At 55.6% G+C, this 15419-nt stretch carries 8 protein-coding genes; 4 read left to right on the top strand and 4 right to left on the bottom strand.

Annotation, left to right across the window (positions count from 1 at the left end; all coding sequences use genetic code 11):
• The first annotated feature begins 184 nt into the window (after nucleotides 1-184).
• Together ADICEAN_RS05610 and ADICEAN_RS22280 are read left to right on the top strand one after the other, a co-directional pair.
• Complete coding sequence (locus tag ADICEAN_RS05610; protein ID WP_009194578.1) at nucleotides 185-703, top strand: SprB repeat-containing protein; 519 nt, start codon at nucleotides 185-187, stop codon at nucleotides 701-703.
• Nucleotides 704-941: 238 nt separating this feature from the next.
• Nucleotides 942-10997, top strand: coding sequence for a T9SS type B sorting domain-containing protein (locus ADICEAN_RS22280; protein ID WP_161622665.1), 10056 nt, complete (start codon nucleotides 942-944; stop codon nucleotides 10995-10997).
• A gap of 76 nt (nucleotides 10998-11073) precedes the next feature.
• Here the strand turns inward: ADICEAN_RS22280 and ADICEAN_RS05600 are convergent, their stop codons facing one another.
• The 4 genes from ADICEAN_RS05600 to ADICEAN_RS05590 form a co-directional block, all read right to left on the bottom strand.
• Nucleotides 11074-11355 carry a hypothetical protein gene (locus tag ADICEAN_RS05600; RefSeq protein ID WP_009194576.1) on the bottom strand — a complete coding sequence of 94 codons (282 nt, stop codon included), beginning with the start codon at nucleotides 11353-11355 and terminating at the stop codon, nucleotides 11074-11076.
• Nucleotides 11356-11472: 117 nt separating this feature from the next.
• Nucleotides 11473-11970, bottom strand: a complete 498-nt coding sequence (locus ADICEAN_RS22975) for a TIGR00366 family protein (RefSeq protein ID WP_009194575.1) — start codon at nucleotides 11968-11970, stop codon at nucleotides 11473-11475.
• A 108-nt stretch (nucleotides 11971-12078) separates the two neighbouring features.
• Nucleotides 12079-12807, bottom strand: a complete 729-nt coding sequence (locus ADICEAN_RS22970; RefSeq protein WP_009194574.1) for a TIGR00366 family protein — start codon at nucleotides 12805-12807, stop codon at nucleotides 12079-12081.
• Nucleotides 12808-12813: 6 nt separating this feature from the next.
• Nucleotides 12814-13707, bottom strand: coding sequence for a hypothetical protein (locus ADICEAN_RS05590; protein WP_009194573.1), 894 nt, complete (start codon nucleotides 13705-13707; stop codon nucleotides 12814-12816).
• 210 nt (nucleotides 13708-13917) lie between these two features.
• Between ADICEAN_RS05590 and ADICEAN_RS05585 the strand changes: the two genes are divergently transcribed.
• Nucleotides 13918-14265, top strand: a complete 348-nt coding sequence (locus ADICEAN_RS05585; RefSeq protein WP_009194572.1) for a 4Fe-4S dicluster domain-containing protein — start codon at nucleotides 13918-13920, stop codon at nucleotides 14263-14265.
• A 195-nt stretch (nucleotides 14266-14460) separates the two neighbouring features.
• On the top strand, nucleotides 14461-15419 hold a 959-nt coding region (locus ADICEAN_RS05580; protein ID WP_040396339.1), incomplete at its 3' end, for a 3-keto-disaccharide hydrolase.

The raw sequence follows: 15419 nt of genomic DNA, 5'->3' as shown, positions 1-15419 counted from the left end.
TTTTCTGACTACATCAAAGCGGCAGCCCTTTTTTCAGATGTAGTAATTTCGGGATAATTCAATTTTTTAAGCGCGGATTAAAAAACATCTTTACTTTCTGAAAGGGTGTAAAAGCCTGTAGGAGAGTAAAATGATACGGCTTTTGTACAGGTGAATGGCCAAGTGCCAAAATCTAAAACTAGTTATGAAATACCTGATGCTCATGGTGATGCTGCTTTTCGTCTGCGGGACGGGGGTAGCTCAGAATGTAAAGAAGTTACAGCTTAGCGCCAATGTAAGCGAGTCCGGCTGCGCCGGAAGCGGCCACACAGTAGCCCTGCAGGCCAGTGGGGGTACGGCTCCTTATACCTTTAGCTGGAGTGACGGTGCCACCGGCTCCTTTAGGGAGGGCCTTCAGAGTGGAACGTATACCTGCACCGTTACCGACGGCAGTGGAGAGCGCTCGCAGAAGACGTTTCGTTTTCAACCAAGTCCGGCACCCTTACAACTTCAGATCAATAAGAGTAGAACACAGGCGGGCTATCAGGTAACCGCCAATGTGTCGGGAGGTAAAGCACCCTATGCCTATTATTGGTTTGGTCCGGGGCTTGAGGCTGGTAAAGCAACTTCCCATGCCCACACGCTCTCTCCGGGTACCTATCAGCTGGCCATTCAGGACAGCAATGGGTGCAGTTCTTCCATCACCCTTACCTTAGAAAATTAACAGCAAGGCAATGAAGCAATTTTACGCAAAGATTTCCTCACTACTTGTTGTCCTGCTTTTAGTTGGAGCGAGCGCCCTGGCACAATCCGCCAGGCCGGTAGTGGTCATTCAAAACATAAAAGATGCCTGTAATGGAGAGAACAATGGTTCTTTTGAAGTACTGGTACGCGATGGACAGGCCCCCTTTACCTTGTTTGTATTTGGTCCGGGAATATTTTTGAACAACACCCCAATAGTTATGGGGGAGCCCTACCTGATTTCCGGAGCGCATCCCAATTCTTCGTATACGGTAGTGGTTGCCGATAGGGATAATGATGCTACTCCTCTAACAGCGGAAGTTGGCTCTACCTCAGGTGTGGTAATAGATGCCTTTACCCTAACCCCTAACTCCTGTGCTACCTCCGGCGATGGCCAGATTAGCCTGGAAGTAAGCGGAGGTTCGGGGAATTACCGCTATTCACTGGATGGAGGCGCTACCTTCGTTTCCAACCCCATCGCCAATCTGGCTGACGGTACCTATACCGTTTCGGTCTATGATGCCAATACCAACTGCTTTGCGACAGGAACATATACTATCACAAACTCGCTTTCAGTTACCGTAACCTCTCCACTAAGTTTTTGCCGGAGCGATGAGGCTTATGATCTGCTGCAGGCCGTAAGCCCCAGTGCTGAAGGGGGTGTGTTTACCTTTAGCGGGCCGGGCGTAAGCGGTACCACATTTGATCCGGCACTTGCATCGGCTGGTGCCAATACTATTAATATAGTATATAGTGTAAATGGATGTTCGACCACAGCCGAGCTGATTATAAATGTAAACCAGGCTCCAACTGTAACTGCCAGTCTTACGCACATCAACTGTTTTGGTGAAAATACCGGCGCCATCGACCTGAGCATAAGCGGTGGAGCAGCCCCCTACACCTTTGACTGGGGCGGTGGAATCAGCACCGAAGATCGTACAGCGCTGCTGGCCGGTACGTACACCGTTACGGTTACCGACCAAAATGGATGTGCCGTACAGCAAAGCTTTACCATTACGCAGGCGGAGGCGATCAACATTCAGGCTACGGTAACGGATGTACGCTGTAAGGGAGAGGGGAATGGAACAATTTCTCTGAGTGTTAGCGGAGGTTCCGGATCCTATACCTACCTATGGGAGTATCAGGGCCGTACTTCGCAAAACCTCAGCGGCCTGATGCCTGGCGAATATGCGGTAACTGTAACCGATAGCCAGGGGTGTACGGCTGAAGCTTCCTTTACCATAGCCGAGCCCGAAGCGTTAACGGCCTCTATTGCACTTGGCAATCCGGTAAGCTGCGCCGGTGCCAGCGATGCCGCCCTCGCCCTGACGGTGGCAGGGGGTACAGCACCCTATTCGTATGTGTGGAATTTCAACAATGCCGATACCCAAAACCTCAATGGGGTAGGGGCAGGCACCTACAGCGTTACCGTTACCGATACCAGAGGCTGCCAGACTACGGCTTCCATTACCGTAGGCGAGCCTGCGGCGCTGACCCTTACCTATACGGTAGAAAATGCCACTACCTGTGGCGGAAGCCAGGGAAGCATTGATTTGGAAGTTGCAGGCGGTACTGCCCCTTATTCTTATACATGGGATTACAACGGCCTTACTAGCCAGGATATCAGCAGCCTGCCTGCCGGTACCTATGGCGTAACCGTACGGGACGATCGGGGCTGTACAGCAGCTGCTTCTATCGTAGTAGCAGAGCCTGCCGGTATTTCGGCTGTAAATGGTAGCCTGACGCAGATCAGCTGCAACGGAGCCGCCGACGGCGCCATTGTGCTGACCGTAAGCGGCGGACAGGCCGATTACACCTACAACTGGAGCAACGGAGCCAGTACAAAAGATATTTCAGGCCTGGTCCCCGGCACGTATACCGTTACCGTAACGGATGCCAACGAGTGCAGCTTTGAGGCCAGCTTTATCATTACACAACCCCTACCGCTGGCCCTGGAGGTTCAGCCTACGCATGTACTCTGCGCAGGAGGTACTACGGGCGCTGTAAATCTTAGCGTAAGCGGCGGCACCGCCCCCTATGCGTATAGCTGGAATGGGGGAGCCTATGCCACCGAAGACCTGGCCAACCTGCCAGCCGGTACTTATACTATTATAGTATCAGATGCCAACGGCTGTACAGAAACTGCCTCTGTAACCCTTACCCAGCCCGATGCCATTACAGCTACAGCAAGTAGTAGCCCTGCTAGCTGCTTTGGCGGAACAGATGGCAGCATCACCCTTTCGGTGAGCGGGGGTGTAGGTACCTATACCTATCTGTGGAGCAACGGCGCCACTAGCCGCGATGTTACCAACCTGGCTGCCGGTTCGTATTGGGTAGACATTACAGATGCCAATAGCTGTACCATCCGCGTAGCTGCAACTGTTGCCCAGCCTACACAGCTGGTGGCCGGCATTACCGGGCTTAGCAGCATTTGCGAAGGTTCTTCTGATGGATGGGTGCAGGTTTCGCCCTCAGGAGGTACCGCGCCTTACAGTGTTTTGTGGGATAATGGCTCAACGGCCTCCAGGATCAACAACCTGCCCGCCGGAACCTACTCGGTTACGGTAACCGATGCAAACCAGTGTACTGCAAGCGCCAGCTTTACCATTACAGAGCCAAGCATGCTGGTTGATCTGGGTGACGATCTTACGCTTTGTGCCGGACAATCTGTAACCCTTCGTTCGGGTCACAATGCCGGAAACAACAACATTCTTTGGAGCACCGGCGCTACTTCACCCAACATTAGCGTCACTACCAGCGGCACCTACTGGGTACGTGTAACCGATCGCACCAATGGATGCGAAGGCTACGACGAAGTAGTGGTAACCGTTATTCCCAACGAGCCGGTTACGGTATCGCTGGCCCCGGCGGCGCCCATTACCTGCCACACTACCAGCGTAGAGCTTGTGGCCACGCCTACCAATGGCGGTTCGGCCCCCACCTATGCCTGGTCGCTTAACGGAGCCCCTGTGGGCGGCAACAGCAGCAGCCTTCAGCTGGAAAGCTTTGCCGATGGCGATGTGGTGAGTGTACAGCTTACCCCTGACCATACCTGCAGCACGGGCCCTGCAACAGCCAGCTATACCCTTAACACCCTGCCGGGCCTGAGCCTATCGGCGACGGTAACGGATGTAAGCTGTTTTGAAGCAACTAATGGCGCCATTGACCTTAGCGTAACAGGAGGTTCCGGCAGCTACACCTACAGCTGGAGCACCACCGCCAGCACCGAAGATGTAAACGGTCTTGCGGCGGGTACCTATACCGTAACTGTTTCTGATCAGGCCGGCTGTTCTGAAAGCCTTACCGTTACGGTAGGCCAGCCGGATCAATTGCTGGCAACAGCTGTTCCAAGCCCTGTTACCAGCTGCACGGGAGGCAATGGTGCTATTGAACTGACGGTAAGCGGCGGCTCTGGCACCTATACCTATCTCTGGAGCAATGGCTCTACCGATAAGGACCTGAGCGGCCTTTCGGCGGGTACCTATCGGGTTGATATTACCGATAGCATGGGCTGCACCGCTTCGGCTGAGGCGACCATCACACAACCAGCCCCCATCACTCTTACCACCTCCGTGGTGGATGCCACCAGCTGTGGCGGAAGCAATGGCAGCATTGGCCTGAACGTAAGCGGCGGCTCCGGCACCTATACGTATAGCTGGAGCAATGGCGCCACCAGCCGGGATCTGAGCGATCTGGCTGCCGGCACATATACTGTAGACGTTACGGATGGTAATGGATGTGTTGCCACTGCAGAAGTAGTGGTAGGCGAACCTGCCGGCATCACCAGCCTTAGCGCTGTGGTGACTGACGCTGCCTGCAACGGAGCTGCCAGCGGCGCGCTGGTACTGACCGTAAGCGGCGGCACTGCCCCCTATACCTATCTATGGAGCAATGGTGCTACCAGCAAAGACCTGGAAAACCTGCTGGCTGGCAGCTATACAGTAACAGCAACAGATGCCAATGGCTGTAGCCTGCAGCAAAGCTTTACTATTGCCCAGCCTGCAGCCCTTGCGCTGTCTGCTGTAGCAACGGCTACCTCTGCCTGCGGCGCTGCCGATGGCGCTATTAACCTGACGGTAAGCGGTGGTACTGCCCCTTATACCTATAGCTGGAATGAGGGAGCCTTTACCACTGAAGACCTAAACGCCCTTACGGCCGGAATTTATACTATATATATAGAGGATGCCGCCGGCTGTGCAGCTACTGCAACCTACACAGTAACCGATGGCAATGGCCCCACCATTACCGCAAGTGTTGAAGATGCCAGCTGCTTTGGTGCAGCCAACGGCTCTATCAACCTGAGCGTAAGCGGTGGCACCGCCCCCTATACCTATGCCTGGGAGAATGGCGCAACTACCGAAGACCTGACCGACCTGCCGGCCGGAACCTATCCGGTAAGTGTGCAGGATGCCAACGGCTGTATGGCCACGGCCAGCATTACTGTAGGCCAGGCTGCCGAAATCAGCATTGTTGCCTCCGCTACCGATCTTACCAGCTGTACCAGCGCCAATGGCGCCATTTCACTGGCCGTAACAGGCGGCTCGGGCACCTATACCTATCTCTGGAACACAGGGGCTGTAACAGCTGACCTAACCGACCTTGCTGCCGGTACCTATAGCGTAACGGTAACTGATTCCAGAGGATGTACAGCCACTGCAACAGCCAGTGTAGCCGCTCCTGATGGAATTGTGCTGACTACAGAAGTAAGCAATGCCACTTCCTGCGGAAGCAGCGATGGCGCCATTGCCCTCACGGTTAATGGTGGCACCGCCCCCTATACGTATAGCTGGAATGGGGGAGCCTATGCCAGCGAAGACCTGAGCGGTCTGTCCGCGGGTGAGTATACCGTAACGGTAACCGATGCTACCGGCTGCACCGCCACAACGGTAACCCGCGTGGCAGAGCCATCCGGCATCAGCAGCCTGGATGCCACGATCAGCCATGTAAACTGTTTTGGCGCCACTACCGGTGCTATTGCCCTTACTGTAAGCGGAGGTACCGCCCCCTACAGCTATAGCTGGGATAACGGCGCAGCTACCGCAACCCTTACAGATCTTGCAGCAGGTGTCTATACAGTAACTGTTACTGATGCCAATGGCTGTACCTTCAGCCAGGGCTTTGAGATCAGCCAGCCTGCAGCCCTTGCGCTCTCTGCAGTAGCAACACCGGCATCTGCCTGTGGCGCTGCCGATGGCAGCCTGGACCTGACGGTTGGCGGCGGAAACGCCCCCTATAGCTTCCGCTGGAGCAATGAGGCCGTTACCGAAGACCTTGCCAACCTTGCGGCAGGCACCTACAGTGTAGAAGTTACAGATGCCAACGGCTGTGTTGCCACGGCTAGCTACACCATCGGCGAACCTGCCTCCATCAGCATTACTGCCAGCGTAACTGGCCTGAGTACCTGTACTGCCGCAGATGGCGCCATCGATCTTTCTGTTGAAGGGGGAGATGGCAGCTATACCTACCTCTGGAATACCGGAGCAACCAGCCAGGACCTGACAGGCCTGTCCGCCGGCGATTATACGGTGCTCGTTACCGATGCCAGTGGTTGTACAGCTACTGCAAGTGTTAGCATTGCGCCTGTTTCTTCCCTTGTAGTAACCGCTACGGCTACCGACGCCAGCAGCTGTACCGAGGCCAATGGTGCCATTAGCCTGGTAATTGAAGGAGGAGAAGCTCCTTATACCTACCTGTGGAACACCGGTGCTACTACGCAAAACCTGTCCGGCCTTGCTGCAGGCAGCTATACGGTAACCGTAACCGACGCACTGGGCTGTGAAACTACCCTTACGACCACCATCAGCGCACCTGCCGGTATCAGCCTGACGGCTGTTGCAGAAGGAGTAAGCTGCTTTGGCGGCGCCAATGGCAGCATCAGCCTGCAGGTAGAGGGTGGAACCGCTCCCTTCAGCTACCTGTGGAACACCGGTGCAACCACCCAGAATCTGACTGGCCTTGCTGCCGGTACCTATAGTGTAGTGGTGAGCGATGCGGCCGGTTGTTCGGCAAGCGAAAGCATTACCATCACCGCACCAGCAGAACTTCAGCTGGCGGCCGATGTGCGCACAACTTCAGCCTGCGGTGCCGAAGATGGCTCCATCCGGGTAGAGGTGCGTGGAGGCACGGCCCCCTACACCTTTAGCTGGAGCACAGGTGCCAGTGACGAAAGCATTTCCGGCCTGGCGCCAGGTGCCTATACCGTAACCGTAACGGATGCAGCCGGCTGTAGCCTGAGCCGCTCCTATTCCATCAGCGACCCTGCTGCTCCGGAAGTAACGGCTATTGTACAGAGCCTTGATTGCAGTGGCAACACCAGCGGATCAATTGATATTACCGTAACTGGCGGAACCGCTCCCTATACCTATGCCTGGAACACGGGTGCAACCAGCGAAGACCTGAGTGGCCTGCAAGCCGGTGCCTATGATGTAACCGTAACCGATGCGGAAGGCTGCAGCAGCAACATGCGCTTCACCATCCGTCCGGCCTCCGATCTGCAGCTGAGCGCTACTCCTGTAGCTGCCACCTGCTTTGGCTCAGCTACCGGCAGCATCAGCCTTGCCCTCACAGGGGGTACCGCTCCCTACAGCTATAGCTGGAATACAGGTGCTACCAGCGAATCGCTGACCGAGCTGGTTGCCGGTACCTATAGCGTAACCGTAACTGATGCCACCGGATGTAGTGTAAGCGCAACGGCTACTGTAACACAGCCAGAAGAACTGCTGCTTGCCATTTCGGGTACCGCCCGCCTGTGTGCCGGTGCCAGCGATGGCAGCCTGAGTGCGGCAGTTACAGGCGGTGTGGCTCCTTACACCTACCTGTGGAGCACAGGGGCTGCTACCGAAACTCTTGAGAATCTTGCCGCCGGCACCTACCAGCTTCAGATCACCGATGCCAATGGATGTGTGGCCACTGCTACGCATACCATTAGCGAAGAGCGTCTGGTGGTAGATCTGGGTGCCGACCGCGCCTTGTGTGCTCCGGCCAGCCTTAACCTGAATGCCGGATACGATCCCGCAACGCATAGCATTCGCTGGAGCACCGGATCAGAAGAAGCTGAAATTACCGTAAGCACAAGCGGTACCTATTCCGTAACCGTAACAGACCTGGCAACGGGCTGTAGCGGTACCGACGAGGTGCTGGTTGAGATAGAAAATGAATTTGTTGCCTCTGTGACAATTCGTCCGGTAGATGCCATCACCTGCAACAGTGCCCAGGTGGTGCTGGAAGCAGTGCCGGCCTATGGCGGCGATGCGCCTACCTACCAGTGGTGGAATGCCGTAACCGGCGAAATGGTTGGAACAGAAAGCCGCCTGACGGTACCAAGCTTCAACAATGGCGATAGCTTTATGGTGGAAATGACCACCAGCCTGGCCTGTGCCAGTCCGGCCACTTCCAGTGATATGTATCAGATCCTGCTGCCTACGCTGGAGGCCCCTGTGCTGAGCTCGTCCGAAGCCTCTGTTTGTATCGGCAGCACAATGCCTACTATTACTGCAGCCAATGGCGGTACACTCCGCTGGTACAAAGAGCGTGTAGATCCCTCTACCCTGGTCTTTGAAGGCACAGCCTTTACCCCGGCCGACACCGAAGAGGGTACCTACACCTACTATGTAACCGAGATCACCAGCCTGTGTGGCGAAAGCCCGGCTACTACCTTTGTGCTTAGCCTGTATACGGGCGAGTGTGAGCCTGAGACCTGTGAGGTAAGCCCTGCAGTTGCCATCCGCATCCTGCCCGGCCGGGAGATCTGTGCTGAGATCACCACCCTGCAGCTGGAAGCCGATGTAGAGCAGGTAGGTACAAACCCTGGCTTTGCCTGGTTCTTTAACGATGAAACAGCACCCTTCAGCACCGAAGCCTCGGCCAGCTATACCGCTGCCGGAGGGTTTGCCGAAGGCGATCGTTTCAGAGTGGAAGTGACCATTACCGATGCCGCCTTTATCTGCGAAGGCAGAAATCTGATATCCGCTACCGAAACGCTACGCCTGGTGGAGGAAATGCCACTGGCGGTAAATCTGAGCAGCAGCGCACCCAATGGCGCCTGTCCGGGTACCCCCATCACCTTTACGGCTTCGGCCCCGGCTGCGGGAGCAGATCCTGTCTATACCTTCTTCACCATTGCACCTGACAACAGTGTGCGCGAAGAGCAATCTGGCCGCAGCAACAGCTTTGTGCTGAATGCTGCCCAGAATGGCCAGCAGGTGTATGTGCAGGTGCGGGTGACCGACCCGGCTGTGGTGTGTACCGTCCCTGAGGCCGCTTCTCAGCCTGTAGCCGTACGGGTGCTTACATCTGAAGAATGTGTAGGCAATCCGGTGGCCTGTGAGCAGTTTACCATAGAAGTTACCGAGCTGGTACGTCCAAGCTGTGGTCTGGACAATGGCAAGCTTACCTTCTACATCACCAGCCGTACCAGTCCTTTCAGGCTGAGCTACACCCTGGGCGATCGCATTGTGCAGGAGCAGGTTAACTCTCCGTATGTACTGACAGTCGATAATATTCCGGCCCTGCAAAACCTTCGGGTAGTGCTGGGTGAGGGCGCCAACCAGTGTGTGTTCAACTACTATATTGAGCAGGCCCCTCGTCTGGACATCACCTTCGAGAAACTGCCCGATGGCGACATCGTATGCCATGGTGAGAACAGCGGCAAGGCCCGCCTGACGGTAAATGGTGGCAATGCACCCTACCAATACCTGCTGGAAGGCTCCACTGTATGGCAAACCCTCAATGGCACCAGCATCGACTTTACCAATCTGCCTGCCGGTATCAATAACATTCTGGTACGTGCCAATGCAGATGATACCTGCCCGGATGTAGCCTCGGTAGAGATCCGCAATCTGAACGAGCCGCTGCAGATCACCACTACCATGGTGCAGCAGGCCAACTGTAATGATAACATTGGCGTGTTCCGTCTGGAGACCATCTCGGGTGGCGTAACCGGCAATGGCTACCGCGTACGTCTGGCCAGCGAAGATAGCTGGAGAGATTTTGTGCCAGGCATGGAGTTCAACGGTCTTGCCCGCGGACGTCATGTACTGGTGATCAGCGATGGTCAGTGCCAGTATAACAGAACCGTAGTGGTGCCTTCACCCGGCCTTATTGCCCTGAGTGAAGAAAGTGGTGTGATCGATTTCACCTGCGAGCGACCTGAACTGCGTAACGGCATCTTCCTGAAAATTGACGGAAGCATCACTGAAGTTGCCGGCCCCTATGTGGCAGACTTCTATCTGATGAACAGCCAGGGCCAGTACCAGCTGATCAGCAGTGAGCAGATCTTCAACGGCAATGGCGAGCTGTACAAGTTCCAGCTGGAGCGGGGCAGCTACCGCGTAGAAGTGCGCAACATCAACCGCGAGGGCTGTCCTGAAGTGGCGGAGTATGTGATCGAAGGCAGCGAAATACCGGTACCCATCACCTTTGAGGCCGAAGCCCAGAGCATTTACTGCGAGGATGCTACCGGTGGTGTGCTCATCACCAACCTGCAGGGGGCAGCCGGTCTGCGCTACGAAGTGGAGATCCGGGATGCCGATGGCAACCTGGCCCTGAGCAAGACCATCACTACCTTTGAGTATGCCACCCAGGAGAGCTTTGAGATCATGGGCTTGCCTAAAGGCCTCTACCGCATGGTGATCATGCAGGATCAGGGGCTGTGCAACACCATTGAGACCTCGCGTCCCGTTGAGCTGCTAATCCGTGAAACCGACCGCAAGCTGGCGGTAAGCATTACCGGCAAAACCGTTTCCTTCCCGGAGCGTGCCACCGGTAGCCTTACCTTCCGCGTTGCCAATGGCAGCGGCACTGCGCCTTACACCGCCAGCCTTGTGTGGATGGATCGGGTAGAAGACCAGGATGACTGGGTATTTGAGTCGCATGGCGACCCTGTTACCTACAACCAGACCACCGGCCGCTACGAATTTACCTACAGCCAGCTGCCTCCGGGCGTGTATGAGCTGACCGTAGTGGATGCCAAAGGCTGTACCGTGGTGCTGAGAGATACGATCATGTACGACACCAACCTGTTCATCCCCAACATCATTACCCCGAATGGTGACGGATCAAATGAGGTGTTCTACATCCGGAACAAGCCGGCCCGCACACAGCTGACCATTACCAACCGCTGGGGTAAGGTGGTGTACGAGAGCGCCGATTACCAGAACAACTGGGATGGTGGAGACCTTTCCGAAGGCATCTACTTCTACAGCATCAAAGCGCCGCAAAACGAAAATGGCGTTATGAAAGGCTGGCTGGAGATTCGCCGCGGCGCCAGACCGAATTAAATCAAACTACTTTTATAAAAAGGCCTGCAGTGTAGAACTGCAGGCCTTTTTTTTTTTGCTGAAAGGGGCTTGGTAGTTAGGCTTCGTCGCCGGCCTCATCTTCGGGGCTGGGGCGGAATTCCTTCTCTGCCTGGGTTACCCGGGTATTGAATTTGTCCAGCAGCTCTTTGACACGATCGGCATTTTCAGAGGCGCTGGAGTAGATCTCCGATAGGCCAGCCTCTACTTCCTTATCGGGATTGTTCATCAGGTTCACTTCCATTTGTGCCAGTTTCTGTACAAGGGCTACCTGGCTATTTTGCACATCTTCCAGGGAAGCTTTGATGTTGTTGAGCTTATCTAAGGTTGCTTGATCCATATCTAAAAAATTTAAGGTACTATAGGAATAGCGCTAAAAAATAGCCTACATGCTTGTTAAACGTACAATAGGCCCGGAAGGTTAACAACGAAAGAAGGGATAGGCAGGAGGCAGGCGCTACCAGTAGAAACATAAATACAGGCCATAGACCAACCCACCCATGAGCAGAATCAGCAGGGTATAGGGTAGTATATCTTTTGCCTTGAGGCCGGTAATGGCCAGGAGCGGCAGGGCCCAAAAGGGCTGTAGCATGTTGGTGAGGCCATCGCCATAGGCCAGTGCCATGATCACCGCTTCTACCGGTACTCCCAGCCCCTGAGCCGCCTGGGTCACTACAGGGCCCTGAACCGCCCATTGGCCGCCACCACTGGGTACTAAAATATTGATGAGGCCGGCACTGAAAAACGTAAGCAGGGGGAGCAGCTGAGGCGAGGCATGGGTGATAAAAGCATTGGCCAGCACCACAATCAGCCCACTGTACTTCATAATGCCCATGATGCCTGCATAGAGGGGAAACTGCACAATAATACCCGAGGCACCCCCTACAGCATCCTGCACTGCCCCCAAAAACCTCTGGATGCTCCCATGCAGCAGCAGGCACAGGCCCAGCAGCAAAAAGTTATGTAGTTCAGGTCCAGAAAAGAGAGTCCCCCCTCGCTATCGAAGGCTAGGAAAATGGCATAACCTACAAACAGGAGCCCGGCCAGCCGGCCCAGGGTCGCACTATTGTCCAGTCGCTCGGCCCTGGGGAGTCTGTTCAGCAGTGGCAGTTAAAACAGGCCCGCCAACAGGAGGAAGCAGCTCAGGGGTAGGTGCCGCCCTGCGGCCCAGCAGGTACAGGCCCAGGGGCACCACCAGCAGCAGGCTAGCCGTTACGGCCAGGTTAAAGCCGGAAAAGAGCGTTTGGCGTACGGGCACTATCCCGATCTGATCGGCCAGGAAGTGCCCCTCGCCCGCCACCACCAGGGGTGCCGATCCGCTAAGGCCGCCGTGCCAGACCATCATGCCACTATAGCCAGCAGCAGCTACAAGGGGATAATTTAGCGCCAGTCCTCTGGCCCTGGCAGACTCGGCCAGCTTTCGGGCCAGGATGGCGCCAAAGATCAGGCACAGGCCCCAGTTCAGAAAACCGGTCAGCAGGGCTGCTGCGCCGCAAAAGGCGGCTGCCTTGCCGGGACTTGTAGCCAGGCGGGTAAGCCGGTCGATGAAGCGCTGCGCCTGCGCCGTAAGGGCCAGCGTATGGCCCAGTACCAGGATCAGCACCATCTGCATGGAAAAGCCCAGCAGCTCCCAAAAGCCCTTGTGCCAGTAGCCTGCCACCTGCAGCAGCGAGGGGGTCTGGGGCAGCAGCAGAACCGGCAGCATAAAGGCTACCACCGTTAGCAGCAGGGCAATGGTAAAGGGGGAGGGCAGGGCCTTCCGGAAATACTCGCCAAAGGTGCTAAGGGGCATGGCCGCTTAAAGGGTTAGGAGAAACTGTAGGGTATCAAGGCCATCGGCATAAGCCCCAAGAGAAGGGCGGTGTGCCTGTCCAAAGGGGGTGTTGGCCGGAAGATCATCCGAACCCACAATACACTGCAATCGCCCCTGCTGACGGGCAAGTAGGGCTTCTAGCTCCGGCAGGCTGCTATAGTATTCATAAAAGACCACCGATACGGGTGAGGCTATCTCCGCCGATTCCCGCAGCAGCAAAAAGCCATTGTCCAGGTGCGGCTCTCCGTTTACCAGGTAGATGGATTTGTGGTAATCGTAATTATTCACCCATTTGTGGTGGTGCTGCACATCGGCCCAGCTTTCCAGGGCTTCAAAGAAGGGGGTAAACGCATAGCCCTCCGGCACATATAGTTTCTTTACCGAGCGGCTGCCCAGGCCCCAGTGCTGTAGCATGTCCCGACCCAAGCGCTTCAGCTGCTCGGGACTTTCCTTGCCGCTCAACAGGGCACAGGAGCTCTGGCTTTTGCGCAGCAGGTGTGGCTTTTTGCTGAAGTAATGCGCATAAAGAGCGGCATTGGTCTTGCTGCTGCTGGCTATGTAGGCGTCCATCCCCTTGAGCATTTCACTAAAATGGAGCTGATTGGCAAAGCGAGGCTCCAGTTCCAAAAGCTTATTTGCCAGCAGGCGAGTCAGTATATCCTCTTCCTGTAGCTTGGCATGTAGCGAATGGCCGCTGATCAAGACGCACAGCAGATCATGAAATCCCTGCAGGGGGGTATCGCCAGCCAGTACCACACCCACTTTTTTAGGATCGGCAGGCGCATCGGGCAGGGGATAGGCGCTGAGCCAGTCCCTAAGCCTTTCTTCCTCCAGCTGCTCTCCCCAGTAGGTAAGCTCATGGCGTACGTTGGGCAGCATGAACCAGCCATTTTGTTCTGGGCCCGCCGGGCCAGCACCTCCAGCTCCTGGACCGGCAGCTGGCGCAGGTAGGCCCCCAGGGCAACAAATACTTTAATTCTTTGAGGAAGTAACATGCCAGGCAATCTTTATCTGTCTAATTTTTTGACTACAAACATAAACCAATTAAGTTTGTTATTCAGAACGACAACGCAAAAAGATAGAGACCAGATGGCGATAATGATAACCGACGAATGCATCAATTGCGGTGCATGCGAACCCGAATGCCCCAACACGGCCATATACGAAGGAGGTATTGAGTGGACCTGGGCAGGGGGTACCAGCCTGGAGCAGGTAGAACTGGAAGATGGCTCCTCAGTAGATGCCAATGCCCCGCAGGCCCCCCTGTCGGATGAGTTCTACTACATTGTAAGTGGTAAATGCACCGAGTGTATGGGCTTTCATGAAGAGCCCCAGTGTGCCGCCGTTTGCCCGGTAGACTGCTGTGTGCCCGACCCAGACTATGTAGAGGCAGAAGAAGAGCTGCTGGCAAAAAAAGCCTGGATGCACAACGAATAAGATTTCCTTACTAGCTGAATAGCCCGCACCCCCCCAGGTGTGGGCTTATTTTTTGCCTGGAGAAAAGAAGTTTGGGGCAGGGCAGAAGCGAAAATGCGGCCTGCCTGTCTATTTTTCCCAAAAAATACTAGCTTTAAGGAGTTACGATTTGCTGGCGAACGGAAACTCCCGGCCAGCTCCCCATTTTTACTACTTATGCTGAAAAATACAATCATATCCCGGCCGCCTGCTGCCTGGCTGGCAGGGGCTGGCGCGCTGCTCCTAAGCACCTTCCTGGGCCTGCCGCTACAGGCACAGCAAGCTGTTTCACTGGACGATCTTTCTGCCTTTCAGAATCCAGGCCCCAGCTGGCAGATTGTGGGTGATGTGCGGGCCGATCTGCAAAAAGCCAATGCCTTTACGCTGGAAAGGGGGAGGGGTGTGTTGGTCAACCTGCCCGAACGTAAAAAGCCGGGCATAGACCTGCTTACCAGCTTTGAGCATGCCGATATGGACCTGGAGTTAGAATACATGATGGCCAAAGGAGCCAACTCCGGCATTTACCTGCAGGGACTCTATGAGGTGCAGCTGGAAGACAGCTGGGGCCATACTACCCCTACCTTTGCAAATAACGGAGGCGTCTACGAACGCTGGGACGAGCGTAAGCCCGAAGGCCAGCGGGGATACGAAGGCTATGCCCCCCGGCAGAATGTAAGCAAGGCTCCAGGCCTGTGGCAGAAACTGAAGATCTCCTATCAGGCACCCCGCTTCGATGCCAGCGGTACCAAAACCGAAAACGCCAGGCTGCTGCGTGTGGAGATGAATGGGGTGCTGCTGCATGAAAACCTGGAGCTGAGCGGCCCCACCCGGGGCGCCCTCAGCCAGCAGGAAGGGCCCCGCGGACCCCTTCGCCTGCAGGGCGATCATGGAGCGGTGGCCTTTCGCAATATCCAGATCACCCATTATGACAAGCCCCGGCCCGAGCTGCAGAACCTGCGCTATACTGTCTATCAGGGCCAGTTTGATGCCATTCCCCAATACGACAGCCTGCCGCCCGAAGCAGAAGGCAGTGCGGTGATCCTGACCTCCAGCCTCTCGCCTCTGCCGGATCAGTTTCTGCTGCGCTACCAGGCCACCCTGCGCATACATGAGCCGGGCGAATACCGCTTTAACCT

This window comes from Cesiribacter andamanensis AMV16 (genome assembly GCF_000348925.1).
In the GTDB taxonomy this organism is placed as follows: domain Bacteria; phylum Bacteroidota; class Bacteroidia; order Cytophagales; family Cyclobacteriaceae; genus Cesiribacter; species Cesiribacter andamanensis.
The sequence above is the reverse complement of the archived record's forward strand: the minus strand, read 5'-3'. Positions and strand labels throughout refer to the sequence as shown.

Coding starts and splice junctions, on each gene's coding strand:
- ADICEAN_RS05610 (WP_009194578.1), top strand. CDS start 185: ATGAAATACCTGATGCTCATGGTGATGCTGCTTTTCGTCTGCGGGACG.
- ADICEAN_RS05585 (WP_009194572.1), top strand. CDS start 13,918: ATGGCGATAATGATAACCGACGAATGCATCAATTGCGGTGCATGCGAA.
- ADICEAN_RS05600 (WP_009194576.1), bottom strand. CDS start 11,355: ATGGATCAAGCAACCTTAGATAAGCTCAACAACATCAAAGCTTCCCTG.
- ADICEAN_RS22280 (WP_161622665.1), top strand. CDS start 942: ATGGGGGAGCCCTACCTGATTTCCGGAGCGCATCCCAATTCTTCGTAT.
- ADICEAN_RS05590 (WP_009194573.1), bottom strand. CDS start 13,707: ATGCTGCCCAACGTACGCCATGAGCTTACCTACTGGGGAGAGCAGCTG.
- ADICEAN_RS22970 (WP_009194574.1), bottom strand. CDS start 12,807: ATGCCCCTTAGCACCTTTGGCGAGTATTTCCGGAAGGCCCTGCCCTCC.